Source organism: Terrabacter carboxydivorans (genome assembly GCF_039532035.1).
Taxonomy (GTDB): Bacteria; Actinomycetota; Actinomycetes; order Actinomycetales; family Dermatophilaceae; genus Terrabacter; species Terrabacter carboxydivorans.
On record NZ_BAAARE010000012.1, the window covers coordinates 160821 to 186885 of the forward strand.

At 71.8% G+C, this 26065-nt stretch carries 24 protein-coding genes; 9 read left to right on the forward strand and 15 right to left on the reverse strand.

The features are described 5' to 3' along the window. Positions 1-3: 3 nt before the first annotated feature. From ABD297_RS14820 to ABD297_RS14830, 3 genes are all read right to left on the reverse strand, one after another. Positions 4-1215, reverse strand: a complete 1212-nt coding sequence (locus ABD297_RS14820; protein ID WP_344255800.1) for an NAD(P)-dependent malic enzyme — start codon at positions 1213-1215, stop codon at positions 4-6. Between the two features lie 173 nt (positions 1216-1388). Next, on the reverse strand, positions 1389-2681 hold the full coding sequence (locus tag ABD297_RS14825) for an HD-GYP domain-containing protein (RefSeq protein WP_344255801.1): 1293 nt from the start codon (positions 2679-2681) through the stop codon (positions 1389-1391). Then, entirely contained in the window at positions 2678-3991 is a 1314-nt protein-coding gene (locus ABD297_RS14830) for an HD-GYP domain-containing protein (RefSeq protein ID WP_344255802.1), read from the reverse strand. The genes ABD297_RS14825 and ABD297_RS14830 overlap by 4 nt, the downstream gene beginning before the upstream one ends. Before the next feature lie 467 nt (positions 3992-4458). On the opposite strand from ABD297_RS14830, the gene ABD297_RS23725 reads away from it, so the two are divergent. Next, complete coding sequence (locus tag ABD297_RS23725) at positions 4459-4533, forward strand: 50S ribosomal protein bL37 (protein WP_369791897.1); 75 nt, start codon at positions 4459-4461, stop codon at positions 4531-4533. An 87-nt stretch (positions 4534-4620) separates the two neighbouring features. Here the strand turns inward: ABD297_RS23725 and rsrA are convergent, their stop codons facing one another. From rsrA to ABD297_RS14855, 4 genes are read right to left on the reverse strand one after another with little or no spacing between them, the layout of a single operon-like run. Next, on the reverse strand, positions 4621-4917 hold the full coding sequence (gene rsrA, locus ABD297_RS14840; RefSeq protein WP_344255804.1) for a mycothiol system anti-sigma-R factor: 297 nt from the start codon (positions 4915-4917) through the stop codon (positions 4621-4623). Beyond that, a complete protein-coding gene (locus ABD297_RS14845) occupies positions 4914-5801 on the reverse strand; it encodes a sigma-70 family RNA polymerase sigma factor (protein ID WP_344255805.1) in 888 nt (295 codons plus the stop codon). Before ABD297_RS14845 ends, rsrA begins: the two co-directional genes overlap by 4 nt. A gap of 17 nt (positions 5802-5818) precedes the next feature. Next, positions 5819-6460 (reverse strand): alpha/beta hydrolase family protein, encoded by a 642-nt coding sequence (locus ABD297_RS14850; RefSeq protein ID WP_344255806.1) that lies wholly within the window; start codon positions 6458-6460, stop codon positions 5819-5821. Continuing rightward, on the reverse strand, positions 6457-7314 hold the full coding sequence (locus tag ABD297_RS14855; RefSeq protein WP_344255807.1) for an SOS response-associated peptidase: 858 nt from the start codon (positions 7312-7314) through the stop codon (positions 6457-6459). Before ABD297_RS14855 ends, ABD297_RS14850 begins: the two co-directional genes overlap by 4 nt. A 147-nt stretch (positions 7315-7461) precedes the next feature. Between ABD297_RS14855 and ABD297_RS14860 the strand changes: the two genes are divergently transcribed. From ABD297_RS14860 to ABD297_RS14880, 5 genes are all read left to right on the forward strand, one after another. After that, positions 7462-7992: a DoxX family membrane protein gene (locus ABD297_RS14860; protein WP_344255808.1), complete on the forward strand. Its 531-nt coding sequence runs from the start codon at positions 7462-7464 to the stop codon at positions 7990-7992. Between the two features lie 37 nt (positions 7993-8029). Beyond that, on the forward strand, positions 8030-9397 hold the full coding sequence (gene aroA, locus ABD297_RS14865) for a 3-phosphoshikimate 1-carboxyvinyltransferase (protein ID WP_344255809.1): 1368 nt from the start codon (positions 8030-8032) through the stop codon (positions 9395-9397). Continuing rightward, positions 9394-10440: a ribosome small subunit-dependent GTPase A gene (rsgA, locus tag ABD297_RS14870; protein WP_344255810.1), complete on the forward strand. Its 1047-nt coding sequence runs from the start codon at positions 9394-9396 to the stop codon at positions 10438-10440. The genes aroA and rsgA overlap by 4 nt, the downstream gene beginning before the upstream one ends. A gap of 83 nt (positions 10441-10523) precedes the next feature. Further along, positions 10524-11315 (forward strand): histidinol-phosphatase, encoded by a 792-nt coding sequence (gene hisN / locus ABD297_RS14875; protein ID WP_344255811.1) that lies wholly within the window; start codon positions 10524-10526, stop codon positions 11313-11315. A gap of 87 nt (positions 11316-11402) precedes the next feature. Then, positions 11403-12008 (forward strand): GNAT family N-acetyltransferase, encoded by a 606-nt coding sequence (locus tag ABD297_RS14880; protein WP_344255812.1) that lies wholly within the window; start codon positions 11403-11405, stop codon positions 12006-12008. A 113-nt stretch (positions 12009-12121) separates the two neighbouring features. Here ABD297_RS14880 and ABD297_RS14885 read toward each other — a convergent pair whose 3' ends face one another. Together ABD297_RS14885 and ABD297_RS14890 are read right to left on the reverse strand one after the other, a co-directional pair. Next, positions 12122-13510 carry a M16 family metallopeptidase gene (locus ABD297_RS14885; protein ID WP_344255813.1) on the reverse strand — a complete coding sequence of 463 codons (1389 nt, stop codon included), beginning with the start codon at positions 13508-13510 and terminating at the stop codon, positions 12122-12124. Beyond that, positions 13507-14892 (reverse strand): M16 family metallopeptidase, encoded by a 1386-nt coding sequence (locus ABD297_RS14890; protein ID WP_344255814.1) that lies wholly within the window; start codon positions 14890-14892, stop codon positions 13507-13509. The genes ABD297_RS14885 and ABD297_RS14890 overlap by 4 nt, the downstream gene beginning before the upstream one ends. A 121-nt stretch (positions 14893-15013) precedes the next feature. Between ABD297_RS14890 and ABD297_RS14895 the strand changes: the two genes are divergently transcribed. Further along, positions 15014-15442, forward strand: coding sequence for a hypothetical protein (locus tag ABD297_RS14895; protein WP_344255815.1), 429 nt, complete (start codon positions 15014-15016; stop codon positions 15440-15442). 84 nt (positions 15443-15526) lie between these two features. Then, a complete protein-coding gene (locus tag ABD297_RS14900; protein WP_344255816.1) occupies positions 15527-17227 on the forward strand; it encodes an aminotransferase class V-fold PLP-dependent enzyme in 1701 nt (566 codons plus the stop codon). Between the two features lie 51 nt (positions 17228-17278). Here the strand turns inward: ABD297_RS14900 and ABD297_RS14905 are convergent, their stop codons facing one another. From ABD297_RS14905 to ABD297_RS14925, 5 genes are all read right to left on the reverse strand, one after another. Then, positions 17279-18127, reverse strand: a complete 849-nt coding sequence (locus ABD297_RS14905) for a hypothetical protein (RefSeq protein WP_344255817.1) — start codon at positions 18125-18127, stop codon at positions 17279-17281. 201 nt (positions 18128-18328) lie between these two features. Then, complete coding sequence (locus ABD297_RS14910; protein WP_344255818.1) at positions 18329-19189, reverse strand: carbohydrate ABC transporter permease; 861 nt, start codon at positions 19187-19189, stop codon at positions 18329-18331. Further along, entirely contained in the window at positions 19186-20370 is a 1185-nt protein-coding gene (locus tag ABD297_RS14915) for a carbohydrate ABC transporter permease (protein ID WP_344255819.1), read from the reverse strand. Before ABD297_RS14915 ends, ABD297_RS14910 begins: the two co-directional genes overlap by 4 nt. Positions 20371-20443: 73 nt before the next feature. Continuing rightward, positions 20444-21703 carry an extracellular solute-binding protein gene (locus ABD297_RS14920; RefSeq protein ID WP_344255820.1) on the reverse strand — a complete coding sequence of 420 codons (1260 nt, stop codon included), beginning with the start codon at positions 21701-21703 and terminating at the stop codon, positions 20444-20446. A 1-nt stretch (position 21704) separates the two neighbouring features. After that, a complete protein-coding gene (locus ABD297_RS14925; protein WP_344255821.1) occupies positions 21705-22805 on the reverse strand; it encodes a LacI family DNA-binding transcriptional regulator in 1101 nt (366 codons plus the stop codon). 154 nt (positions 22806-22959) lie between these two features. Here ABD297_RS14925 and ABD297_RS14930 point away from each other — a divergent pair, with 154 nt between their 5' ends. Beyond that, a complete protein-coding gene (locus ABD297_RS14930; RefSeq protein ID WP_344255822.1) occupies positions 22960-25212 on the forward strand; it encodes a glycogen debranching N-terminal domain-containing protein in 2253 nt (750 codons plus the stop codon). A 30-nt stretch (positions 25213-25242) separates the two neighbouring features. On the opposite strand, the gene ABD297_RS14935 is transcribed toward ABD297_RS14930, so the two are convergent. After that, positions 25243-25746 carry a hypothetical protein gene (locus ABD297_RS14935; RefSeq protein ID WP_344255823.1) on the reverse strand — a complete coding sequence of 168 codons (504 nt, stop codon included), beginning with the start codon at positions 25744-25746 and terminating at the stop codon, positions 25243-25245. Between the last annotated feature and the right edge of the window lie 319 nt (positions 25747-26065).

A 26065-nucleotide genomic window follows, 5' to 3' on the forward strand; every position in this document is an offset into this window, starting at 1 on the left:
GGCTCAGCGCGTCGTCGCCCCGAGCCTGCTCGGACCGGCGCCGCCCGTCACCTTGCCGGTCACCATGCCGGCCACCGCGGCGGCCACGGCCGGCGCCACCCGCTCGTCGAAGACGCTCGGCACGATCCGGTCGGCGGTCGGCTCGTCGACGAGCCCGGCGATGGCATACGCCGCCGCGAGCTTCATCTCCTCGGTGACCCGTCGGGCGCCCGAGTCGAGCGCCCCGCGGAAGATCCCGGGGAAGGCAAGCACGTTGTTGATCTGGTTGGGGAAGTCGGACCGACCGGTCGCCACCACCTCGGCGAAGCGGGCGGCCACGGTCGGGTGCACCTCGGGGTCCGGGTTGGCGAGCGCGAAGATGATGGCCCGCGGCGCCATGCGCATGAGGTCCCGCTCGGCCACGGTCCCGCCGGAGACGCCGACGAGCACGTCGGCGCCCGACAGCGCGTCCCCGATCGAGCCGGTGACGCCACGGCGGTTGGTGACCTCGCGCAGCTGCTCCTTGTGCGGCGCCAGGTCGTCCCGGTCCGGTCCGATCACCCCGCGCGAGTCCACGACCACGACGTCGCCCACCCCGGCGGCGAGCAGGATGTGGCTGACCGCGACCCCGGCCGCACCCGCGCCCGACACGACCACCGTCAGGTCGGCGAGGTCCTTCTCGACGACCCGCACCGCGCCGAGCAGGGCGGCGAGCGCCACGATCGCGGTCCCGTGCTGGTCGTCGTGGAAGACGGGGATGTCGAGGCGGGCCTGGAGGCGGCGCTCGATCTCGAAGCAGCGCGGGGCCGAGATGTCCTCGAGGTTGATGCCGCCGTAGGTCGGCGCGATGCGCGCGACGGCGTCCACGATCTCCTCGACGCTGCCGGTCTCCATGCAGACGGGGACGGCATCCACGTCGGCGAAGTGCTTGAAGAGCACCGCCTTGCCCTCCATGACGGGCATGGCGGCCAGGGGCCCGATGTCCCCCAGGCCCAGGACCGCGGTCCCGTCGCTGACGACGGCCACGGTGTTGCGGCGGCTGGTGTAGACGGCGGCGAGCGTCGGGTCGGCGGCGATGGCGAGGGAGACCTGAGCGACGCCGGGGGTGTAGAGGAGGGAGAGGTCGGCCGCGTCTCGCAGGTCCGACGTGGCGTGCACCCCGAGCTTGCCTCCCTCGTGGACGCGGAAGACCGGGTCGGCGGGGTCGAAGGGCTGGGTGGTGGGCAACGCACTCATGCTGGGGACACCTCGTTCGCATGGAGAAGTCGAGGGCAGGCGCCCTCACTGGTGAGACAGTGCCGGGGGTCTGGCCTGCAAGCTCGTTCTCGCGACGGGGGTTGCCCGAAGTCGCCATCATGGCACGGCTGCGTCCCGCACCCAAGGGTCGACGCGAGGCTGTGACGCCTCTCTCAGCCCTGGTCGGCCCCGGTCCCGATCGCGGTGAGCAGGGCATCGACGACGCGCGGGTCGTACTCGTACCCGAGCCCGAGGTAGATCCGCTCCACCGCGGCCTCACGCGCCCGCACGCTCCGTGCCCCGGCGGTCAGGTCCTCGTAGGCGTTGACGACCTTGACGATGCGGCTCGTCAGCGGGATCTCCTCACCGAGCTCGCGCACCTGCCGGTACGGAGTGGTCTGGTGCTCGAGGATCCGCGCGGCCCCCTCGAAGACGCCGGTCTCGCGGACGATCGCGACGGTGTCGGCCTCGATGCGACGCTGGTCGGCCGGTGCCGCGAGCACCGTGGCGCCGCCCGGGATCGGCTCGACGAGGGCCACCTGACCGATGTCGTGCAGGAGCGCTGCGTACTCGAGGTCGAGCAGCTCGCGCTCGGAGAGCCCGAGCTCGCGCCCGACCCGGACCGACAGGGCCGCCACCCGCTCGGAGTGGCCCGAGGGGGTGTAGCCCGCCGCGTCGGTCAGTCGCGAGAGGGTGCGGATGCTCTGCAGGTAGGTCGCCCGGATGCTCACGTAGCGGCGGAACGCGAAGAGGGTCAGCACGAGCGGCATGAGGAAGAGCGGGAGTGACGCGATGCCCATCGCCGGCGCCGCCAGCGCGATGAGGACCCCGGTGACCGCGACGGCCATCGACATGGCGAACGACGAGCGCACCTCCTCGACGAAGGTGCGTCGCAGGTTGGCCGTGGCGGACAGGGCCCGCAGGACCGACGTGAAGAGCGTGTCGGCCACGAGGGCCAGCATCGTGATGCCCAGCATCAGCAGCGCACGCTGCCAGGGCACGAGTCCGTCGGAGTGGGTCGGCGTGCCCGGGGACTGGCCGAGGTGCGCCTCGCGGTAGAGCAGGGCCACGACGGCGACCGCCACCAGCCGGCCCGTGGTCTCGACGATGTTGGCCTCACGTCCGGCGAGCACGCGTGTGCCGGTGCCGACCGTCATGGACGCCGCCGTCACGGCCAGCACGAACGCCGCCCCGTAGGAGACGAAGTGACCCTCGGGGACCTCAGTCGTCAGCGCCAGGCCGAACGCGCTCGCCATCGCCATCGGCGCCGACCCCCGGAAGCCGGGGGCCAGCAGCAGGAACCACTCGCCGAGGACGATGGCCACGGCGAACGCCACGACGACCCCGATGCCGGCGTCGTTGCCGCCGGCGGGCAGGTCGCGGGTCACGACGGTGACGACGACGGAGACGAGCAGGCCTGCGAGTCCGAGCACGAGGGCGAACGGGCGACGGGCCTTGCCGATCACCGGCTCACGCCTGTCGAGGCACCGTGCGGGCGGCCGTGCTTCTCCAGCACCGCGAGGACCGCGGTGACGACAGCCGGGTCGAAGCGCCCGGGGTCGGACTGGAGCGCCCGGGCGATGTCAGTGGTGTCGGCGTCCCACGGCACGTCGCCGGGGGCGTCGAGGAGGTTCTCGACCGCCGACGCGACGGCGACGACCCGGGCGGCGAGCGGGATGTCCTGCCCTGCCAGTCCGTCGGGTCGTCCGTCGCCGTCGAAGCGCTCGTGCTGGTGCCGGATGCCGGAGCGTGCGTCCTCGAGGAAGTCGATGCCCTCGATCATCCGCGCCCCCATCACGCAGTGGCGGTCGATGACCCGCCGCTCGGCGACGCTGACCGCCTCGGGGGCGCGCCGCAGCAGCCGGGTCGGGACCCCGAGGTGTCCGATCTCGTGGAGGGTGGCGGCATACCTCACCGTCTCGATCTGGTGGGGTCCGAGTCCGAGCTCCTCCGCGATCCACTCCGACAGACGGGCGGCCCTGCGGCTGCGGGGCACGGCCGGGGGCTCCTTGGTGCCGAGGGCGGTCACGAGGGTGTCGACGGTGCGTTCGTGCGAGCGCACCTCCTCGCCGTACTGGATGAAGGCCCACCGGGCCGCGAGCAGCGGCGCCATGATGAGCAGGGCGCTGAAGGCGCCGAGGTCGACGGGGAACCAGAGGACGACGAAGAGGAACCCGATGACGCCGTAGCCGACGTACGCGACGCCCGAGCTCACGAGCACGCGGCGTACGAACACCCAGAAGGGCACCCCCTGGAACAGCGTGATGGCGCCTGAGAGCAGAACGGCGTTGGTCAGGCACTGGATGACGTCCGCGACGATCAGGGGTACTCCCACCTGCAGAGCGAGCCCGCTGAAGCCCGAGACCTGCTCCAGGTCCGGCGCCCCACCGACGGCGAGGTAGACCCCTGCACCTACGAGGCCGATGATTCCGGTCATCGCGATGTTGAACACGCGCTGGAACCACATCACCTTGGGGTCTCGCTCGATCGCCTGCGACACGACCCCGACGCACCATGCACCGAAGGGACCGAGTATCGCCGCTGAGGCGAGCAGGATGATCGAGAGGAAGGAAAAGCCGATGCGTGAGGTGACCGTGGGCTCGCGGAGGTTGAAGCTGAGGATCCCCATGGCCGACAGCAGGAGCAGCGGCGCCAGGTCGGGATGGCGCCCGTAGCGCCAGGCCACCGCGCCGAGAACGACCGACGCAACGGCCAGCCCGGCGATGTAGTACGGCCCTGCCCGCGACGGGGATGGGCTCTCGGTTCGGCTGGTCACGTCCTATTCATGCCCGAAGACGGTTCGGTCCTGCAACCACGGCGGGTCGCAGGACCGAACGGGTGTCTAGGAGTGGAGCAGGTCTCAGCTGCCCCACGTCCACGTGTTGGCGAAGTACGACAGCGCGCGGGTGGTGAAGTCGGTGGAGCTGGCAGCAAGGGCGGAAAGCAGGGCAGCGAACATTTGGGGGCTCCTTCATTGCATTGATGTTCCGGATGCGTGCGCCATGGAGGGGCGGTGCTCGCGGCAGCACAGAACAACCGAGGTTTCCCTCAGCGCTCAGGATGCCAACGATAGGAAGGCGCACGGAAGAAGATCCGGCCGTTACGGACGGATCTATACCAAGATTTTAAGGTTTGGCAGGGAACGTCGCTACCGGATTGGGTGACTCGGGGCCGGTGTGGAAGAATCGGTGCTTCGTGCCCGCACGGGCGCGAAGCATCCCGCAGGACCAAGGAGAGCCGACGATGAGCAAGCGCGCCCGCAAGCGCCGCTCCCGCAAGGGCAACGCCGCCAACCACGGCCGCAAGCCCAACGCCTGAGCCGCAGACGTCAAAGGCCCGCACCCGATCACTCGGGGCGGGCCTTCGTCGTGTCCGCCGTCGGGCGGACGAAGACGTCGTGGGCGTTCAGCCGCGGTCGACCTGGATCACGGTCATGGAGATGCGCGACATGATCGTCATCCGCAGGGCCTCCGGCGCCTGCTCGCAGTCGCAGGACCGCTTGATGAGCGACTTCAGGGTCGTGTCGAGGTCGTACTCCTTGAGGCACGGACCGCACTCGTCGAGGTGCGCCTGGATCTTGGCGCACTCGTCGGGACCGAGCTCGCCGTCGAGGTACTCGTAGACCCGCAGCAGCGCCTCGGAGCAGTCGGTGCGGGACGCCTCGTTGCCTGCTCCCGGTGCTCCGGCCGTCGTGTCGCTCATGACCGTCCTCCTTCGGTGCCCGCGCCCTTCGCGGCCTCGACCGAGCCGGCTGCGGCGAAACCCCGGTCGGCGGCATACTCCGAGAGCAGCTCGCGCAGCTGGCGTCGCCCGCGGTGCAGGCGGCTCATGACCGTGCCGATGGGCGTCTCCATGATCTCGGCGATCTCCTTGTAGGAGTAGCCCTCGACGTCGGCGAAGTAGACCGCGAGGCGGAACTCCTCCGGGATCGCCTGCAGGGCCCGCTTGACGTCGCTGTCGGGGAGGTGGTCGAGGGCCTCGGCCTCCGCCGAGCGCAGGCCCACCGACGTGTGCGACTCGGCACGCGCCAGCTGGTAGTCCTCGATCTGCGCCGCGTCAGACTCAAGCGGCTGGCGCTGCTTCTTGCGGTAGGTGTTGATGTAGGTGTTGGTGAGGATGCGGTACATCCACGCCTTGAGATTGGTCCCCGGCTTGTACTGGTGGAAGGCGGCGTACGCCTTGGCGAACGTCTCCTGGACGAGGTCCTCGGCGTCGCTGGGGTTGCGGGTCGTGCGCAGGGCGGCGCTGTAGAGCTGGTCGAGCAGCGGCATCGCCTCGCGCTCGAAGCGCGCGCGGCGCTCCGGCTCGCTCTCGCTCGCCACGTCGACGCTCGCGTCGGCCCGGGCGACGTCCTCGGGGTCCACGACCGCGGCCGGGCCCGAGACCGCCGCCGCGGCGCTCCGGGCGGTCGGGGCAGCCGTGGGGGTGTCGGTGCTGGGGTCCGCGAGCCGCAGGGCGGCGCTCGGATCGGTCTTCTTGTCCTTTGCCATCGCCTCCCAGCCTAGACCGGTGGGCGGTTGCAGCAGACCGTGCTCGACCGGCACGGTCCTGACGCTCTCGGGCTCACGGGTGGGGCAGGTGACCATGCTCCGTGCAACGACGCCTAGGCGGGGAGCATTCCCGCGACCGCCGTCAGGGCCTCGGTGAGGGCGGCGCGCGAGCTGCCGGGGAAGCTGTGCGCCCCGGGCACCTCGATGAGCGTGGCACCGGGCGGCAGGTACGGGCGCACCTCGTCGGGGGTGCCGAAGGCGTCGCTCGACCCCTGGAGCACCCACGAGGGGTCCGGAGCGAGCGCCAGCTCGTCGGCGCGCAGGCGGTCGGGCCGGCCGGGCGGGTGGAGGGGGAAGCTCAGCAGCAGCGCCGCGTCCGCCTCGAGGGCCCCGGCCGTGCGGCACGCGACGCGTGCCCCGGCGCTGCGGCCACCCACGACGAGGGGCCGGGGCAGCCGCCCGCGGCCGGTGAGCAGGGCCTCGACGACGGGCACCCAAGCGAGGTCGAGGGTGGGCGGCCGCCCGGCGACCCGGCGGCCGGCGACCAGCCACGGCTGCTCGACCACCACGACGGCCCAGCCAGCACCGACGAGGACCTCGCGGGCGATGGCGAGGTCGATCGCACCGAGGCCTCCCCCGGCCCCGTGGCCGAGCACGACGGTGCCGTGCGGGCGCGCCGGTCGGTGGACGTGCGCCCGCGCCGGGCCACCCGGGGTGTCGATCTCCCGCACGGTCGCCCGGATCGGGGCGGTCATGCCCCGATCACCTCTCCGGTCATCGGGTCGACCACGCCCTCGAGCTCGGACTCCGGGACGGGCTCGACGAGCGACGGCCCGTTGTTGCGCGTCGCCCCGACGGCACGGCTGACGGGATGGGCCTCGAACCGGCCGGGGTCGGCGAAGTCGAGGACACCCTGGACGTAGCCGGGGTCCTTCTCGTCGGGGTCGAGCCACTGCTCCCACTGGCCCGGCTCGAGCACGAGCGGCTGCCGGTCGTGGATGCGGTCCATCCCGGGGTCGGCCGCCGTGGTGATGATGGTGAAGGTCGTGAGCCAGGCCGCAGGGTCGTCGTCGGGCAGCTCGCGGTCACGCCAGAACTCGTAGAGGCCGGCGAAGGCGACCGGGGCGCCGTCGGCCCGGTGGATGAAGAACGGCTGCTTGCGCGGCTTGCCCTTGGCGTCGACGGCCGTGGGCGAGACCTGCCACTCGTACCAGCCCTCGGCCGGCACGATGCAGCGGCGGGAGAGGGCGGCCTTGGCGAAGGCGCCCTTGCCCAGCACCGACTCGGCCCGCGCGTTCGTCATGCGCAGCCCCATCTTGACGTCCTTGGACCACGACGGGACGAGTCCCCACGTCAGGAGCCGCAGCTGGCGGGCAGGGGCCGGCTGCCCGTCCGACTGGCCGGCCTCGGGGTCGGCTCCCCGCGGGCGCCGCGTCAGCACGACGGGCGCCTGCTTGGAGGGGGCCATGTTCCAGTCGGGCTCCCCCGCCGGTGGGCTCTGGGGGCTCTTGAGCACGCTGCGCGCGGGCTCGTCGATGTGGTCCTCGTCGACGTCGAAGGCCTCGATGAGCTCGTCGGGCCGCGCGCTCGCGGCATACCTCCCGCACATGCGCCACAGCGTATGCCGGGTGGCTCGTGGGACGTCCCGACGTGGGCGTGCCCGCAGCTCGTCCGGGTATGTCGATACCGTAGGTGTCCACACGTCCACGATGGCCACGGCGCGCTCCGGCGCACTGCGGCCAGAGGAGGAAATCGTATGATCGTCCGCCGTCTCGCCCGTCCGCTCCTTGCGTCCGTCTTCGTCGCAGCAGGGGTCGACGCCCTGCGCAACCCTGCCGCGCGCACCCCTCAGGCCGCCCACCTGCTGCAGAAGGTGCCGGACCAGGTCCCCGGAGCCGACGTGGCCGCCAAGGACCCCGACCTCTTCGTCCGGGTCAACGGCGCGGCGCTCCTCGGCGGCGGCCTGCTCCTCGCAACGGGCCGTATGCCGCGTCTGGCCTCGACCGTGCTCGCGGCCTCGATCGTCCCGACCACGGCGATCGAGCACGCGTTCTGGGAGGAGACCGACCCCACGCGCAAGGCCCAGAGCCGCAGCCTGTTCCTCAAGAACGTCGGCCTGCTCGGTGGCCTGCTCCTGGCCGCCGTCGACACCGAGGGTCGCCCCGGCCTCGCCTGGCGCGCCCAGCACGCCACGAAGACGACGCGCCGCGAGGCCCGTCACGCCCAGCGGACCGCCCAGCGTGAGGCGCGGCTGCTCGCCCATCGAGCCCAGGACGTCGTGAGCTGAGTTGAGTCCCGCCGAACCATCGCCCCACCCCACGCCCGTGAGCACCCAGTCCGCCGGCTCCTCCGCCCCGGCCGGCACCGGGTCGTCGCCCGACTGGGCGGCCCCGGTCGCTCCCGGACCGCTCGACGCGACGGTCGTCCTCCCGGGCAGCAAGTCCCTGACGAACCGTTACCTCGTCCTCGCGGCGCTCGCGACGGACCGGTCGCGCCTCAGGGCTCCGCTGCGGTCCCGCGACACGCTGCTGATGGCCGATGCCCTGCGTTCGCTCGGTGTCCGCATCGACGACGTCGTGCCGGAGGGTGAGGCGGTGGCCGGCGGGGTCCCCGACTGGGTGGTCACGCCGCCCGAGAGGCTGGCCGGCGGGGTGAGCATCGACTGCGGCCTGGCCGGCACCGTCATGCGCTTCCTGCCGGCGGTCGCAGCGCTCGCGGACGGTCCGGTCCGGCTCGACGGCGACCCGCAGGCCCGCCTGCGGCCCATGGGCCCGGTCATCGACGCGCTGCGCGCCCTTGGCGTCGAGGTCGACGACGACGAGGGGCACCTGCCGGTGACGGTCAACGGGCGCGGTCACGTGCCCGGCGGGCCCGTCACCATGGACGCCTCGGCGTCGTCGCAGTTCATCTCCGCCCTGCTCCTGGCAGGTGCCCGCTACGGAGACGGCGTCACCGTGCACCACGCCGGCGAGCCGGTGCCCAGCGAGCCGCACATCCTCATGACCGTCGAGACGTTGCGCGACGCGGGTGCCATCGTCGACGACAGCGAGCCCGACACGTGGCGCGTCGAGCCCTCCGAGATCAACGCCCTCGACGTCTCGGTCGAGCCGGACCTCAGCAATGCCGGGCCCTTCGTCGCGGCAGCGCTGGTCGCGGGCGGGACGGTGCGCGTCCCCGGCTGGCCGCAGCACACCACCCAGGCCGGAGACCTCCTGCGCGAGATCCTCGACAGCATGGGCGCCGACGTGCGGCTCGACCGTTCCGGGCTCACCGTCACCGGCAGCGGCGAGCTCGTCGGGATCGACATCGACCTGCACGACGCCGCCGAGCTGACGCCGACGGTGGCGGCTCTCGCCGCCCTCGCCTCCACCCCCACCTGGATCCGCGGCGTGGCCCACATCCGCGGCCACGAGACCGACCGGCTCGCGGCCCTCACGGCCGAGCTCGGCGGTGTCGGCTCCCACGTGACCGAGACGGCGGACGGTCTGCGGATCTCACCGGCACCGTTGCACGGTGGGCGATTCCGCACCTACCACGACCATCGCATGGCCACCGCCGGTGCCATCATCGGCCTGCGGGTGCCGGGCGTCCACGTCGAGGACATCGACACGACGCGCAAGACCCTGCCCGACTTCGTCGGCCTCTGGCAGGGCATGCTCGACCGCACCGGCCACGTCGTGCTCGCCCGATGAGCTGGCGGGACCTCGACGAGGGCGACATCCGGGTCCGCCCGAGCCGCAAGGGGTCCAGGCCCCGCACGAAGGAGCGTCCTGCCCACGCGGACGCCGTCGTGGCCATGGTCATCGGCGTCGACCGCGGTCGCTACACCTGCCTGATCCCCAAGGGGGTCCTCGGCAAGAAGGAGCCCGAGCGCGTCGTCACCGCCATGAAGGCCCGCGAGATCGGACGCACACGGGTCGTCGTCGGTGACGACGTCGCTCTCGTGGGAGACCTCGCCGGCGGCCCCGACGCGCTGGCCCGCATCGTGCGCATCGAGGAGCGACGCTCGGTCCTGCGCCGCACGGCCGACGACACCGACCCCTACGAGCGCATCATCGTGGCCAACGCCGACCAGCTCGTCATCGTCACCGCCCTCGCCGACCCGGAGCCGCGCCCGCGCATGGTCGACCGGTGCCTCGTCGCGGCCTACGACGCCGACCTCGAGCCCCTGCTCGCCCTCACCAAGGCCGACCTGGTCGACCCCACCGAGTTCCTCGCCAACTACACGCCGCTCGAGGTCGAGCACGTCGTCACGTCCTGGAAGGACGGCGACTTCTCCGGGCTCGAGGCGCTGCGGGCCCGGCTGTCGGGCAAGGTCTCGGTGCTCGTCGGCCACTCCGGGGTGGGCAAGAGCACGCTGGTCAACGGACTCGTGCCCGGCGCCCTGCGCGCGACGGGCATCGTCAACGACACGACCGGCCGAGGTCGTCACACCTCGACGAACGCCGTGGCCCTGCGCCTGCGCAGCGCTGACGGCTCGGACGACGGCTGGGTCATCGACACGCCCGGCATCCGGTCGTTCGGACTCGCCCACATCGACGTCGACCACATCATCGACCACTTCCCCGACCTCGCCGCCGGGACGGACGACTGCCCACGCGGCTGCACCCACGACGAGGAGGAGTGCGCGCTCGACGCGTGGGTCGCGGGCGGCCACGCCGGACCCGCGGGCGCCTCACGCCTCGAGTCCCTCCGGCGGCTGCTCAGCAGCAGGACCACGACCGAGGAGCACTGAGCCCCAGCGGCATACGGGCGCCCACGGCATACGGCCTCGGTCTCGGCTCCCCCGCCTGCGCCCGATGCCGCTAGGTTGACCCGGTGACCTCCTACGACGACGACCTGCGGCTGGCCCACGTCCTGGCGGATGCCGTCGAGCGGGTGACGATGGCGAGGTTCCGCGCCGCCGACCTCGTCGTCGAGAGCAAGCCCGACCTCACCCCGGTCACCGATGCCGACCGCGCCGCAGAGGAGCTCGTCCGGCACCAGCTGAAGCGCACCCGACCGCGTGACGCCGTCGAGGGCGAGGAGTTCGAGGCGACGGGCCACGGCCCGCGGCGCTGGATCATCGACCCCATCGACGGCACCAAGAACTTCGTCCGCGGCGTGCCCGTCTGGGCGACGCTCATCGGCCTCGTCGTCGACAACGTGCCGGTGCTCGGCCTCGTCGCCGCGCCCGCCCTGCAACGCCGCTGGTGGGCGGCCACCGGGTCCGGAGCCTGGTCGGGGCGTTCGCTCTCGTCCGCCCGGCGCATCTCGGTCTCGCAGGTGGGCCGCCTAGGCGACGCGTCGCTGTCGTACTCCTCGCTCGCGGGATGGCGCGTCCGCGGCCGCCGCGACGACTTCCTCGACCTCATGGACGACTGCTGGCGCACCCGCGCCTACGGCGACTTCTGGTCCTACATGCTCGTAGCCGAAGGGGCTGCCGACATCGCGGCCGAGCCGGAGCTGGCCGTCCACGACATGGCCGCGCTCGTGGCCATCGTGCAGGAGGCGGGCGGCCGCTTCACCGGGCTCGACGGGCGCGAGGGCTGCTGGAGCGGCAACGCCCTGGCGACCAACGGCCTGCTGCACGACGAGGTGCTCTCGCGCATCGGGATGCCTTCGTCGTGAGCCCCGGGGCACCCCCCCGGTGAGCGCGAGGTGGCCGACGGGTGGGCGCTGCTGGGTGAGCCGCGCTGCGACGCCTAGCCTCTCGGCATGAGCACCCGCAGCACCGACCCCCGTGACCCTGCACCCTCGACGGGCGCGACCGGCTCAGGGCTCGTCGTGCGACGCGCTGGTGCCGGCGACGTCACCACGCTCGCCGAGGTCGCCGCGGCGACGTTCGCGCTTGCCTGCCCGCCGTCGATGACGCAGGACCGGGTCCGGGCCTTCGTCGACGAGGTCCTCTCGCCCGCGCGCTTCACCGGCTACCTGGCCGACCCGGCTCGATGTCTCCTCCTGGCCGAGGAGGCGGGCGCCCCGCTGGGCTACGCCATGCTCGTCGGCGGCGAGCCCTCCGACGACGACGTCCGGGCGGCCATCCGGCTGCGGCCGACGGTCGAGCTGTCGAAGATCTACGTGCTGCCGCAGGCGCACGGCACCGGCACCGCCGCGCTGCTCATGCAGCAGGCCCTCGCGTGGGCGCACGAGCAGGGCGCGGCCGGTGTCTGGCTCGGCGTCAACCAGCAGAACGAGCGGGCCCAGCGCTTCTACGGCAAGAGCGGCTTCGAGCGCGTCGGCACCAAGCGCTTCCTCGTCGGCGGGGTCCTCGAGGACGACTTCGTCATGGAGCGCAGCCTCACGCCCGCGACCCAGGGCTGACGCGCTCGCCGGCCGCACCCCTCGGACCGAACGCAGCGTTCGGTGGCGAACTCCGTGTTCTACCAGTGAGTTCGACACCGAACGCTGCGTTCGGTGGATGAGGGTGGGTGTGGTCAGGGGTCGGTGACGACGGTGACGGGCCCGAGACCGAGGGCCTCGACCGCCTCGAGGTGCTCGGCGGCGTCTCCGACCATGACGACGGTCCACCCGGTCCCGGGCGATCCTGCGCCGATGCCGGCGCCCGCGGCGAAGCGGGCGTAGGCCGCGTCGACCCGCGCGCGGTCGACGGTCGCGAGGTCGCGCAGGTTGGCGGTCGTGAAGGCGGTCGTGCGGCCGTCGAGCGCCATGGCCACCGCTTCGTCGGCGATCGCGTCGGCCGTGGCGTAGCGACCCGGCGCGGTCTTGGAGATGAAGTCCACGCCGCTGCGGATCTCCTTGTCGCTGAAGCCGTCCCGACCCCCTTCGAGGATCTCGACGAGGAGGCGGAGCGACTCCGCGGTGGAGTCCGCGCGCACCGAGCCGGAGGTCAGGAACACCCCACCGCGCCGCCGCGGTCGGAAGCTCGACCGGATGCCGTAGGTGTAGCCCTTCTCCTCGCGGAGGACCGCGTCGATGCGGGCGTTCGGCGAGCCCCCGAGCACGAAGCCGAGCACCGGGTAGGGCGCCCACCCACCCTCGACCGACCGGTCTGGGCCGGGAGCGCCGATGACGAACTCCGTCTGCACGGAGCCAGGTCGCGACACGAGCACGATGCGGCCGCGGTCGGGCGCGAGGGCAGCCGCGTGCTGGAGGTGCCGCTCGCGCTGGCGCGGCCCCTTGACCCAACCGCCCAGCGCGGCCTCGACCAGCACCGGCACGTCGAGCCCCGCGAGGTCGCCGGCCACGACGACCGTCACCCCGGAGGCCACCACGTGCTCGGAGTGGAAGGCCACGACGTCGTCGCGGGTGATCGACGAGACCGTCTCGCGGGTGCCGCCGGTGGGTCGGGACGACCGGTCCTCCGGCGCGTAGAAGGTGCGGACGAACTCCAGCCCGGCCCGGTGGGCGGCGACGGACCGCTCCTGCTCGATCTCGGCGATGCGGGTGCGCACCTGGCGGGCGACCTCCGACTGCGGGAAGGCGGGTTCCGTGAGGACCTGTCGCAGCAGGTCGAGGGCGGGCTCGAGGTTGCCCTTGACGACGTCGAGGTCGATCGACAGACCGGAGTCGGCCATGCCGGCGCCGAAGCTGACGCCCTTGCGCTCGAGCAGCCGCGCGAACTCCTCGGCGGTGTGGTGCTCGGTGCCCTCGTCGAGGGTGCGCGCCATGATCGAGGCGACGCCCTCACAGCGGCGCGGCTCGTCACGCAGCGACACCGGCAGGCCGAGGCGCACCGACACGACGTACTGGCCCGGCACGTCGTAGGTGACGAGCCGCAGGCCGTTGGGCAGGTCGAAGGTGGCGCCCTCGGGGAACTCCCACGGCTCGGGGGGTGCCACGACGGGGCGGGCGACGGTGCTCATGAGGCCTCCTCCGACTCTCGGCGGTCCGTGTCGGTCGTGTCGGTCGTGTCGGTCGTGTCAGTGGTGTCGGTGGTGTCGGCCTGCGGGGTCGGGTCGGCGGCATCGTCGGCGGCCTCGTCGGCGAGGTAGCGCACGACGGCCCGCGACCCCGGGTCGAGCCACGCGGCCGCGGCCGCCCGGGCCTGCTCGGCGGTCACGGCTCGGATGCGGTCGACGAAGGTGTTGACGTAGGCCGGGTCGCCCGTCAGCAGCGCGTGGTGGCTGATGTGGTCGGCCCGTTCCTCGATGCTGGCGAGCGCACTCAGCCACGAGCGCTCGGTGTCGGCGATGACAGACTCGAGCTCGGCCGCGTCGGGGCCCTCGTCGATGAAGCGGCGGATCTCCTCGCACACGGCGTCCTCGATCTGCTCGACGTCGGCGCCGGCGGAGACGTCGACGGTGATCGTGCCGAGGCCCGACCCGTCGACGAGGCCCATGGTCCAGCCACCGACGGCCACGGCCGTCTCGTCGGTGCGCACGAGGCGGCGGACGAGCCGCGAGCTGGCGAGGCCGCCGAGGACGTCGACGGCGACCTGGCAGGCGAGGTAGTCGGGGGTCGTGTCGACCGGGAGCCGGAAGGAGATGTAGAGGCGGTCGTTGGGCACGTCGCCGACGCGGTCGAGGTGAACCGGCTCGGCGAGCGGCGGCAGCTGGGGGTGGCGCTCACGCGGGTGCAGCTCGATCGCCGGCAGCGACCCGAAGTACGTCTCGGCCGCGGCGAAGCCCTCTTCCGGGGTGAGGTCACCGACGAGCGTCAGGACCGTGTTGTTGGGTCCGTAGTGCGCCCGGAAGAAGTCGTGGACGTCCTCGAGCGTGGCGGCGTCGAGGTCCTCCATCGACCCGATCGTGGGGTGGTGGTAGGGGTGGCCCTCGGGGAAGACGGTCGCGTAGATGTCGATGAGCGCCGAACCGTAGGGGACGTTGTCGTAGCGCTGGCGCTTCTCCTCCTTGACGACGTCGCGCTGGTTGTCGAGGTTCTCCTGCGTCAGGGCGTCGAGCAGGTGGCCGTGCCGGTCCGCCTCCAGCCACAGCGCGAGCTCGAGCGCACCGGTGGGGACGGTCTCGAAGTAGTTCGTGCGGTCGAACCAGGTCGTGGCGTTGAGGCGGGCCCCCTCGTCCATCAGCGCCGAGAAGTGCTCGCCGGAGGCGACGTTGCGGCTGCCCTGGAACATCAGGTGCTCGAAGAGGTGGGCGAACCCGGTGCGCCCCGGGGTCTCGTGGCGTGAGCCCACGCCGACCCAGAGGTTCACCGCGACGTTGGGCACCGTGTGGTCCTCGCTGACGATGACTCGCAGGCCGTTGGCCAGCGTGCGCTCGGCGAGGGGGTAGGAGATCGCTGTCACGGCTCGACCCTATGCGACGTCACGCCGGCGGTCGGTCGAGGAGAATCGACCCGTTGCGCACCGCGGACGTGGAGAATGCGCTCGGCGCACTCGCCACCCGACGCCCAGGAGCCAAGCCCTCATGACCGACAGCCCCGTCCCCGCCCCCACCGGCGCCTCCACTCCAAGCGGGGCCTCCGCTCCCGCAGGCGCCTCCACTCCCGGCGGGGGCGCCGCTGCCACCGGTCGTCTCGCGCGTCTGCGGCCCTTCGTCGTCCCCCTCGTCGCGATCCTCGCGTTCCTGCTCGTCCGCGCCCTGACCGCGGACGACGGGACCCACGGCATCCGCACCGGCCAGTGCGTGGCAGCGGTCGGCACCAACGACTTCAGGACGGTCGACTGCGGTGACGCGAGCTCACTCGGCAGCGTCACCTACATCGAGAAGAACGTGCCCACCGACGAGGCTGCGGCCCTCCGCCTATGCTCCGCGCACGGGGCCCAGGGCGCCTTCACGAGCGCGGATGCCGCCGGCGGCGCCGGCACGGTCATCTGCGTCGCCGACCCCAGGTAGCCGGCACGTCGCATCCCGTCATGGCGTACATAACCTGATGTTATTGCTTTGTCAGATAGCATCACTGCGCAGTATGCTGCCGGCATGGGGCCAGCCAGTCAGGACGACCTTCTCGACACGATCCGCAGCAGCGTCATCGGCGACGACCAGGTGATGCACGGGCCCTACGGCCCCCGCCGCGTCACCTACGCCGACTACACCGCCTCGGGCCGCGGCCTGACCTTCATCGAGGACTTCATCCGCGACGAGGTGCTCCCCCGCTACGCCAACACGCACACCGAGAGCTCCGGCACCGGCCTGCAGACGACCCGGCTGCGCGAGGACGCCCGCCGGACGATCCGTGACGCCGTCGGCGGCGACGACGAGACCGTCGTCGTCTTCGCCGGCTCGGGATGCACCGGCGCGATCGACAAGCTCGTCGGCATCCTGGGCCTGCGCATCCCGTCGAACTTCGAGGACCGCTGGCACGCAAGCGCGCTCGTGCCCGTCGACCAGCGACCCGTCATCTTCATCGGCCCCTACGAGCACCACTCCAACGAGGTGATGTGGCGCGAGTGCGTCGCCGACGTCGTCGTCATCCCGCAGGACCTCGACGGGCACGTCGACATCGGCGTCCTGCGCGCACGGCTCGTCGAGCACGCCGACCGGCCCCTGCTCATCGGCTCGTTCTCGGCCGCGAGCAACGTCACCGGCATCGTGACCGACACCGACGCCATCTCCTCGGTGCTCCACGAGCACGGCGCCCTCGCCTTCTGGGACTATGCCGCGGCGGCCCCGTACGTCGACATCGAGATGTACGGCCGGGGAGGACGAGGCGTCGCCGACCCCACGGCATACAAGGACGCCGTCTTCCTCAGCCCGCACAAGTTCATCGGCGGACCCAGCACGCCCGGTGTGCTCGTCGTGCGCCGAGAGCTCATGACCAACCGCGTGCCCGACGTCCCCGGTGGCGGCACCGTCGCCTACGTCAACCCCGACGACCACGACTACCTCGCCGACCCCGCGCACCGCGAGGAGGGCGGCACCCCTGCCATCATCGAGTCGATCCGCGCCGGCCTCGTCTTCAAGCTCAAGGAGGCGGTCGGCACGGAGACGATCCGCGCGCGCGAGGACCGCTTCCTCCGCCGGGCCGTCGAGGCGTGGCAGCAGGAGCCCGCGATCGAGATCCTCGGCAACCTCGACGCCGAGCGCCTGTCGATCGTCTCCTTCGTCATCCACGCCCAGGGCGAGCGCTACCTGCACCACAACTTCGTCGTCGCCGTCCTCAACGACCTCTTCGGCATCCAGGCCCGTGGGGGCTGCTCGTGCGCCGGCCCCTACGGCCACTACCTGCTCGGCATCGACCTCGAGCGGTCGCACGAGTTCGAGCGCGAGATCGGCCGCGGCTGCGAGGGCATCAAGCCGGGCTGGGTGCGGGTCAACTTCAACTACTTCATCTCCGACGTCGTCGCCGACTACGTCATCGACGCGGTCCGGCTCGTCGCCCGCGACGGGTGGCGCCTGCTCGGGGACTACGTCTTCGAGCCGGCGACGGGACTGTGGAGGCACAAGGGCGGCCCGGTCGAGCCGCCTCTTCGCCTGCACCAGCTGAGCTTCGAGGAAGGGCACCTCACCTACCCCGCGCAGCACGAGCGGGCGGCTGAGGACGCGCTGGCCGGCCATCTCGCGGAGGCGCGCGAGATCCTTGCCGCCGCCACGCCGGAGCGGTGCGACGAGGCGCACGTCAACGTCGACTTCGACCACCTGCGGTGGTTCGAGCTTCCGGTCCGCAGCCTGTCGCGCTGACCCGTCCGACCTGCACCGGCGTCCCCAACCGACCTCCCAGGACGTCGCGCGTCACGGAGCCATCGCGGCATACCCCGTGTAGTCGTGGACGGCCACCCCGGCATAGGTCGCGTAGGCGCGCGCACCTGAATCCACCTGTGCGAGCTGGTCGCTCATCCGGGAGAGGGTCTGGCCGTAGAAGGTCTGCTTGACCTCGGTCGGGTCGGGCCCGAGGTAGTTCGTCTCCTGCCCGATGCGCACCGGCTTGCCGAGCGCTGCTGCGGCGGTGAGCTCTGCCGCCGCGATGGCGAGAGTGCCGTCCGTGCCGGCCGCGGTGTTGCGGTAGGCCATGATCGTCACGGCCGAGACCCGGCGCATCGTCTCCCGGTCCAGCGTCGACCTCTTGCCGGCCTTGACCTGGTTGAACCAGAACGGGATGTCGACCTCCACCGGGCGACCCCCACTCGCCGACACGAGCCGGTCGAGCAGCGTGAGGTAGGCCGACACGGTCGCGGACTGACGGGTCGTCCAGGCCGCCGTCGTCCACGGCTCCACCTCGACGTGCAGCCCGGTGAACAAGCCCGTCGCGATGGTCGGCCGCACCCAGTGGTCGACCGCCCACGCCGGGTTGTCGACCCACCCCGGATCGCCGCCGAGCGCGTCGACGCGCAGTCCTGCGGTGCGGGCCTGCGTCACGAGGTCACGCACCGTGGGCAGGGTCGGGCTCGTCGTCAGGTCGGGCGGCACCGCGACGAAGAGGGTGCTGACGCCGCGTGACTGGGCCAGCTGCACGACAGATGCGGGGTCGGACCACGACCAGACCCACATCGCGCGTCCCGGCGCGGTGGCGGCGGCCGCGCCCTGCGCCGAGAGGAGGACCGACCCGAGCATGAGCACGAGCATCGCAGCCCCCGTCGACATCCGGGCGCGCGCCCCGGTCGGGCGCCCCGGCCTGCTGACACCGGAACCCGGACCCCGTCCAGGTCCCTGGCCCCGCCCGTGTCGACGGCTGGTTCGTGGGCTCGGCGTCATGACGCACCTCCTGCGTGGCAGACCCCGAGAGTGCGACTGTCCCAGACCCGGACCGCGCTCCGGGGCGGAATGCGCCGGACGGTCGCCGAGTCAGCCCTTGACCCCTCCTTCGTTGGCTCCCCGGATGAAGTAGCGCTGCAGGGCGAAGAAGATCAGCGCCACCGGGATCGTCGTGAGCAGGGCGGTGCCGAGCTTGAGGGGGTACTGCGTGCCGGCGCCGAGCTGACCGCTGGTCAGGCTCGCGAGTCCCGTGACCAGGGTCTGGTGCTCCGGGGTCCCCTTGGTCACCACGAGGAAGTGCGAGAACTCGTTCCACGATCCCTGGAACGACAGGATCGTCAGGGTGATGAGCGCCGGCTTGGCCATGGGCAGCACCACCGACCAGAACGTCCGGAAGATGCTCGCACCGTCCATGCGCGCCGCCTCCTCGATCGAGACCGGCACCGAGTCGAAGAACTGCTTCATGATGAAGACCCCGGCGGCGTCGACGACGAGGGGGAGGATCATCGCGGTGTAGGTGTCGTAGACGCCGAGGTAGTTGACCATGAGGAACTTCGGGATGAGCAGCGCCACTCCCGGCACGGCCATGACCGCGAGCAGTGCGGTGAAGACGGCTCGCCGCCCTCGGAACTGCAGGCGCGAGAGCGCGTAGCCGGCGAGCGAGTCGAAGAAGACGCGGCCCGCGGTGACGACGAGCGTGATGAGGACGGAGTTCTGCAGCCACGTCGTGATGGGCACCGACGCGTCCCCGCCCGCCCCGAAGATCCGCAGCCATGCCTGCGCGGTGAAGGGGTTCGGGACCAGCGACAGCGGGTTGTTCGCGGCGTCCGGGTCGGTCTTGAAGGACGTCGCGATCTGGATGAGGAACGGGTAGATGAACAGGACGGCGAAGGCGAGCAGTGCGGTGTAGAGCAGGATCGTCTTGACGGGGTTGGACCTGCGGGTGTTCACGAGCGGCCTCCGAGTCGGAAGAGGGGCTTGCGCTCGTCCTTGTCGGTCAGCACGTAGCGCTGCACCCGGGTCAGGACGATGATGATGAGGAAGACGACGAAGGCCATCGCCGCACCCGAGCCGTAGCGGAAGTTGCCGAAGCTCTGCTGGTACGACAGGAACGCCGGGCTGAGCGTGGTTCCCGCGGGGGCGCCCTTGCCCATGACGTAGATCTGGTCGAAGACCTGCCACGTCCCGATGAGCCCGAGCGTGATGACGAGGAAGAGCGCCGGCTTGATCATCGGCAGGGTCACGTGGCGCAGCTTCTGCCACCCGGAGGTGCCGTCGAGGGCTGCTGCCTCGTCGATCTCGACGGGCAGGTCCTGCAGGGCGGCGATGAACATCAGCATGAAGGTGCCTGACGTCGTCCAGATGACGAGGAAGATGATGACGAACATCGCGACCGACGGGCCCGAGAGCCAGTCCCAGAGGCTGCGGCCGAGGATCTGGCCCTGCGCCCACCCGGGGTTGTCCACCCCGACGGCGTTGAACGCCAGGTGCAGCAGCCCCCGGCTGTCGCTGAACCACTGCGGCCCGTCGATGCCGAAGAAGCCGAGGAAGGCGTTGACGGCGCCGGTGTTGGAGAAGAGGAAGAGGAAGACCGTGGCGATCGCGATGGAGCTCGTCACCGACGGGAAGTAGAAGGCGGTGCGGAAGAAGCTGCGCCCCTTGAGCATCCTGTTGTTGACGAGCAGGGCGAGCCCCAGGGCGAGGACGGTCTGCAGCGGCACGACGAGCAGCACGTAGTAGAAGGTGTTGCCGATCGACTGCATGAAGTTGTCGCGCGTCAGGCCGTCCCGGGCGAACAGATCGGTGTAGTTCTTCAGACCGACGACGTCGGTGCCCTGGCCGACGGCGAAGGGGTTGGTGTTGCCCTGCCAGTTGGTGAAGCTCACCCAGAGCGCCATGCCGATCGGGATGACGAGGAAGAGCCCCAGGATGATGATCATCGGGGCCACGAAGACCCAGCCTGCCGTGCCCTCACGACCGCGTATGCCGCCGCGGGAGCGAGGGGGTCGCTCCCCCGGCACGGCCGCCTGGCCCGCGGGCTTGCCTGCCTCGGCCGAGGCCACCTGCGCGGCGCGGGCGCCTCGGGAGATGACGACGTCCTCGAGCGGCCGTTCGTCGTCGATGCGGGCCATGGCCCCTCCTGCGTGGTGAGTGACGTGGTGGAGGTGGCGCCCGCCGATGCGGACGGGCGCCACCGCCAGGGGGTCAGCCGGCGAGTGCCGCCGTGCCGTTCTTCTGCAGCTCCGCGAGCCAGGCGTTCGGGTCGCCGCCCTTGCCCATCGTGGCCAGCTGCGAGTTGAACTTGTTCATGACGTCGTCGAAGCCCGGCAGGTTGACCGGGCCCTGGGCGTACTGCCCGCCGGTGACGAAGGCCTGCGAGTCCGGGTACTTCGAGGCGAACGCCTTGGCGCCCTCCTCCGTGGAGGGCATGACACCGAAGGCGTCGGCGAAGGCCATCTGCTGGTCGGTCGTGATGAGCGACTTGACGAGGTCGACCGCCGGGCCGTGGTTGGCCGACTTGGCCGCGATCCCCCAGCAGTTGCTGAAGAGCAGGGTTCCCTTGCCGGCCGGACCGGCCGGCAGCTCGACGACCTTGTACTTGAGGTTCGGGAAGTCCTTCTTGGCGCCGCTGATCCAGTTGCCCTCGATCGTCATGGCGGCCACGCCCTTGCCGAGCGCCTCGCCACCCCAGCCGGTGGCCGGCGAGGTGTCGGAGCTGAACTTGAGGATGCCCTCCTTCATCATCTTCTGCACCTCGGCCAGACCCGCCTTGGCCGGCGCGCTGTCGGCCGTCATCGTCTTGCCGTCCGCTGAGACGACCCACCCGCCGGCCTGCTTGATGAAGGCGCCGCTGCGGTTGATGTCGTTGCCGATGACGAGCCCCGTGACCTTGCCCGACGTCAGCTTCTTGGCCACGGCCTCGAGACTGGCCCAGTCCTTGGGGATGTCGGCGTCGGTGAGGCCCGCCTTGCTCCAGAGGTCGGTGTTGATCTCGAGCGCGAGCGTCGAGTAGTCCTTCGGCGCGCAGTAGAACTTGCCGTCGTAGGTGAAGGCCTGCACGAGAGCGGGGAGGAAGTTCGCGTCCTTGACCTGGTCTCCGTAGGCATAGAGGTTGCCGGCCTTGGCGAACGTGCCGACCTTGGAGGCGTCGGTGTAGAAGACGTCCGGCGGGGTCGTGGACGCGAAGGCCTGGCCCAGCTGCTGCCCGAGGTCCGCCGCGGCGATGACCTCGACCTGGTTGCCGGACTTCTTCGCCCAGGCGTCGGCGGCCGCCTTGACCGCCTTGGTCTCGGCGTCGCCGGAGCTGCCGATCATGACGGTCAGCTTGACCGGCCCCTTCGCGGTGCTCTGCGGCGCCTGGTTGCTGCTGCTGCTGAAGCCGCCTCCACCGCAGGCGCTCAGGACGAGCGCGCCGGTGGCGGCGAGAGCCAGCGCGGCTGCGCCGCGCGTGCTGGGTGCTCTCATGTCACTTCTCTTTCCGTGTCGTGCGGTTGCCCGCAGGTTTCGAGCTGGACCTGACGACGAGCTCGGGGGGGAGGAGGAGACCGCCCGCGGGGTCGCGGGAGTCGGGGCCGGTGGCGAGCAGGTGGAGCACGCGCTCGGCCACGCGATCGAGGGGCTGGTGGAGGCTGCTGAGGTCGAGGGCCTCTGCGATGTCGGTGTCGTCGAAGCAGACGAGGCCGACGTCGACGCCGGGCTCCAGGCCTCGCTCGACCAGCACGCGCCAGGCGCCGAGGGCGAGGGCGTCGGAGGCGCACACGATCGCGACGCCCGGGCCGCTGCGGCCAGGTCGTCCGGGTCGGGCGGACCGGCCGGGCAGGCCGAGCTGGTCGAGCAGGCCGGCCGCGGCACGGCACGCCGCCGGGAGGGACTGCGTGCTCGTCGCCTGCCACTCGGGGTGTGCGAGACCGAGGTCGGTGGTGGCCCGCACCCAGCCGGAGCGGCGGTCGTCGCCCACCGGTGAGCCCTCCGGCCACCCCAGGTAGCCGATGCGCTCGTAGCCCTGGTCCGCCAGGTGCCGGACGGCGGCGTCGACTCCCGAGGCACCGTCGACGTCGACCCACGAGGTGATCCCCGGGTCGTCCCACACCCGGCCGAACGCGGCATACGGCACGCGGTGGGCCTCGAGCCAGGCCGGGCGCGGGTCGTCGCGGCGCGTGTCGGTGAGCACGAAGCCGTCGGCGACCCGGCTCGCGACGAGGCGCTCGTAGGCGGGCAACGGCTCGGCGGAGTCTGCCGCCGTGAACGGCACGACGTGCGAGCCCCGCTCGGCGGCACCGGTCGTCAGCTCGATGAGGAACGTGTCGAGGATCGCGCCGAGCCGCCCGAACCCGGCCGAGTTGAGCTCGAGACCCCAGGCGCCGGCGCGCTCCTGCTTCAGCGACTGCGCCGCCCGGCTGGGACGGAAGCCGAGCCGCTCGATCTCGGCCTGGACGCGGGCGAGGGTGTCGGGCGCGACGCGCTCCGGCGAGTTGATCACGTTGCTCACCGTCTGGCGCGAGACCGACGCGGCGCGTGCGACATCGATGATCGTGGTCCGCCGCGCGGCAGAAGAACTCGAAGTCACCCTTGACGCCGTCTCTTCGGAGTGGAACGTTCAAACCGTAGTGATTTAAACGCACATATGGCCATCCGGATACTGTGCTCTCGGCGCGGGAGTGTCAAGAGGGTGGGTGACGTCCCGATCGACGACGAAGCAACGAGCACGAGCCGGAGGGCCCATGACCACGCACCGCCACGACGCCATCGACGCCGCCGCGGCTGCTCCCACGCCCGGTCCTGAGCCGGTGGCGCCGGCGCCGGAACCGGCGCCGGAACCGCAGGGGCAGCAGCCCTGGCTGCACGACCTGGCGATCTGCGTCGACGGCAACGGCACGGCCCTCAGCGGGTCGGACGGCTCGATGACCGGCCGGGGGGCCCACGGCTTCTTCGTCGATGACCAGCGCGTCGTCTCGCACTTCACCGTCGGCCTCGGAACGGCACAGCTCGTGCAGGTGGCGCACTCCAGCCGCGGCCCGCGCAGCGAGTTCTTCACCTCCGCCCGTGGGCTCGGGGACTCCGGCCCCGACCCCACGGTCGAGCTGCGTCGACGTCGCCGGCTCACCGGCGGCACCCTCCGCGAGCAGGTCATCGTCGCCTCCCGCGCCTCGCAGCCCGTCGCGGCCCCGCTCGTCATCCGGATCGGCGGCGACGGCGCCGACATCGGACCCGTCAAGGCCGGTGTCGCGACCGGGGAGCTGCTCGAGGCCCACCCCGGGCACGGGCACGACGGCACCGACCCCGACGTCCGTGGCGACGCCCACTGGCACACCGACGCCCAGTCGGTCCGGGTGACCTTCTCCCCCGCGCCCGACCGCCTCGACATCGGTCCCGCGGGGGTTCTGGCGACCTTCGCCCTGGCCGTCGAGCCCGGCACCGAACGTCACGTCGAGGTCGCCGTGCAGACCGAGCGCCGCGTCGACAGCCACTTCGCCGCCGACGCCGGGTCGGATGCCGTGGACTGGCCCGAGAGCCTCTCGGTCGATGCGAGCGACCCGCGCCTCGGCAAGCTGCTGGACGCCTCGCTCGCCGACCTGCGCAGCCTGCTGCTGCGGGACCCGGCTGACTCCGCCGACGTCTTCGCTGCCGCCGGAACACCTTGGTACCTCACGCTTTTCGGGCGTGACTCGCTCTGGACCGCGCGGATGATGCTGCCGCTCGGGACCACCCTCGCCGCCGGCACCCTCCGTGCGCTCGCCCGCCGCCAGGGCACCGCTCGTGATGCCGACACGGCCGAGGCGCCGGGCAAGATCCCCCACGAGCTGCGCCGCACGGCATACGAGGACGTGTCCGTCGACTTCACGCTCCCGCCCGTCTACTACGGCACGGTCGACGCCACGGCGCTGTGGATCTGCCTGCTGCACGACGCCTGGCGGTGGGGCATGCCCGCCGACGAGGTGCGCTCGCTCCTGCCGCACCTGCGCGCGGCCGCCTCGTGGCTCACCGACCACGCGTCCCCGGACGACGACGGCTTCATCAAGTACGTCGACGAGAGCGGGCACGGGCTGGCCAACCAGGGGTGGAAGGACTCGGGCGACTCCATGCGCTTCCGCGACGGCAGCCTCGCGGCGTCGCCGATCGCGCTCGTCGAGGCGCAGGCGTATGCCGTCGAGGCAGCCGTCGGGGCCGCCGCCCTCCTGCGCGAGCTGGGCGACCCCGCCGCCCGCGGCACCGACCTCTCGGACGGGAACGCCGTACCGGTGTCCGACGCGACGCGGGCGGCAGAGCTCGAGCAGTGGGCCGCCTTGCTACGACATCGGATTCGCGACCGGTTCTGGGTGGGACCGACGGATCGGCGCTACCTGGCCATGGCCATCGACAGCACGGCGCGCCCGGTCGACGGCGTCGGGTCCAACATGGGCCACGTCCTCGGCACCGGGTCGCTGACTCCCGTCGAGGCGCAGGCGGTCACCGACACCCTCGTCGGCTCGACGATGCTCGGCAACTTCGGCATCGCCACCCTCGCGACCGACAACGGCGGCTTCAACCCCATCGGCTACCACACGGGGTCGGTGTGGGTCCACGACACCGCCATCTGCGCTCTCGGCATGGCGCGCGAGGGCCACACGGAGCAGGCCGCCGTCGTCGCGACGAAGCTGCTCGACATCGGCGAGGCGTTCGACTACCGGCTGCCCGAGCTCTTCGCGGACTCGGCGACGATCGGCCAGTGGGCCCCCTACCCGGCGTCGTGCCGGCCGCAGGCCTGGGCGGCCGCGTCGTCGGTCGCCGTGCTCACCGTCGCCTTGGGCATCACGGTGGATGTGCCGGGCCGCCGCGTGCGGGTGCGCCCACCGTCGTCGCAGCCGTTCGGCGCACTGACTGTCAAGGGGCTCCGCGTCGGTGAGGCCACGGTGTCGGTGGTCGTCGATGCCACCGGTGAGGTCTCGGTCGAGGGCCTGCCCGCCGACTTCGTGCTCGACCTGCCGCAGGACTGAGCCACGTCCGGGCCCTGCCGGTCCGAGGGCTCAGTGCAGGAACGTCTTGGCGAGCACCATGAGGAGCCCGAGCAGGGCCGCCGCGAGCGACTCCCCCACGGCGGCTCGCCGGTCGGCACCGACGTACCTGGCGGCGAGGTAGCCCACGGCCCCGAGCTCCACGGCGGTCAGCCAGAGCGCGAGGCTGACCGCGAGGGCCGTCCCCGCACCGAGCAGCGAGGCGACGGCCACCACCGCGATCGCCGGCACGCCACCGACCAGCACGCGCGACTCGTGACGTGCCGCCGCCAGCAGGCGCCGTGGCAGCGGCGAACGCCCGTGGTGGAACTGGTCCGCGAACGCGCGCACGTAGACGTCGGCCAGCCAGTAGATCCCGAGCACGAAGACCGCGGCGACGACGACCCGGGCCGTCGTGGGTGCGTGGTTGGCCGTCGCGCTCATGACCGCGCCGGTGATGATCGCGCCGTAGAGCAGTCCGCCTGGGTTGCCTCGCGCGATCAGGCGCGCGGCCCGGTCGCGGGCGTTCTCGGCCACGCGTTCCCCCTCTCGCCGCCGCCATCGCAGGTGCTGCAGGTCGGACATCCCTTCGAGCACAGCCTGCCGTGGCAGACCGGGACACGCCAGACCCGACCGCATGCTCGGGCGACGACCCGACCGGGAACACGACGAAGGGCCCGGATCTCTCCGGGCCCTTCGTCTTCGCTGACGCGATCAGTAGCGGGGGCAGTGTCCAGTCTCAGGACATCCGCGACAGGTGTCTCAAGACATCGGCGACACCCTGTCTCGGGTCATCGGCGACAGGGTGTGGTGCTGAGCATGCTCAGCCATGTCAAAGGCGCGACTGGTCATCACG

Bases quoted from the DNA above. Each gene is read 5' to 3' on its own strand.
- ABD297_RS14920 (WP_344255820.1), bottom strand. From the start codon at position 21,703: ATGAGAGCACCCAGCACGCGCGGCGCAGCCGCGCTGGCTCTCGCCGCC.
- ABD297_RS14850 (WP_344255806.1), bottom strand. From the start codon at position 6,460: ATGACCGCCCCGATCCGGGCGACCGTGCGGGAGATCGACACCCCGGGT.
- ABD297_RS14900 (WP_344255816.1), top strand. From the start codon at position 15,527: ATGGGGCCAGCCAGTCAGGACGACCTTCTCGACACGATCCGCAGCAGC.
- ABD297_RS14895 (WP_344255815.1), top strand. From the start codon at position 15,014: ATGACCGACAGCCCCGTCCCCGCCCCCACCGGCGCCTCCACTCCAAGC.
- ABD297_RS14860 (WP_344255808.1), top strand. From the start codon at position 7,462: ATGATCGTCCGCCGTCTCGCCCGTCCGCTCCTTGCGTCCGTCTTCGTC.
- rsgA (WP_344255810.1), top strand. From the start codon at position 9,394: ATGAGCTGGCGGGACCTCGACGAGGGCGACATCCGGGTCCGCCCGAGC.
- ABD297_RS14905 (WP_344255817.1), bottom strand. From the start codon at position 18,127: ATGTCGACGGGGGCTGCGATGCTCGTGCTCATGCTCGGGTCGGTCCTC.
- rsrA (WP_344255804.1), bottom strand. From the start codon at position 4,917: ATGAGCGACACGACGGCCGGAGCACCGGGAGCAGGCAACGAGGCGTCC.
- ABD297_RS14915 (WP_344255819.1), bottom strand. From the start codon at position 20,370: ATGGCCCGCATCGACGACGAACGGCCGCTCGAGGACGTCGTCATCTCC.
- ABD297_RS14930 (WP_344255822.1), top strand. From the start codon at position 22,960: ATGACCACGCACCGCCACGACGCCATCGACGCCGCCGCGGCTGCTCCC.
- ABD297_RS14855 (WP_344255807.1), bottom strand. From the start codon at position 7,314: ATGTGCGGGAGGTATGCCGCGAGCGCGCGGCCCGACGAGCTCATCGAG.
- ABD297_RS14885 (WP_344255813.1), bottom strand. From the start codon at position 13,510: ATGAGCACCGTCGCCCGCCCCGTCGTGGCACCCCCCGAGCCGTGGGAG.
- ABD297_RS14845 (WP_344255805.1), bottom strand. From the start codon at position 5,801: ATGGTCACCTGCCCCACCCGTGAGCCCGAGAGCGTCAGGACCGTGCCG.
- ABD297_RS14820 (WP_344255800.1), bottom strand. From the start codon at position 1,215: ATGAGTGCGTTGCCCACCACCCAGCCCTTCGACCCCGCCGACCCGGTC.
- ABD297_RS14880 (WP_344255812.1), top strand. From the start codon at position 11,403: ATGAGCACCCGCAGCACCGACCCCCGTGACCCTGCACCCTCGACGGGC.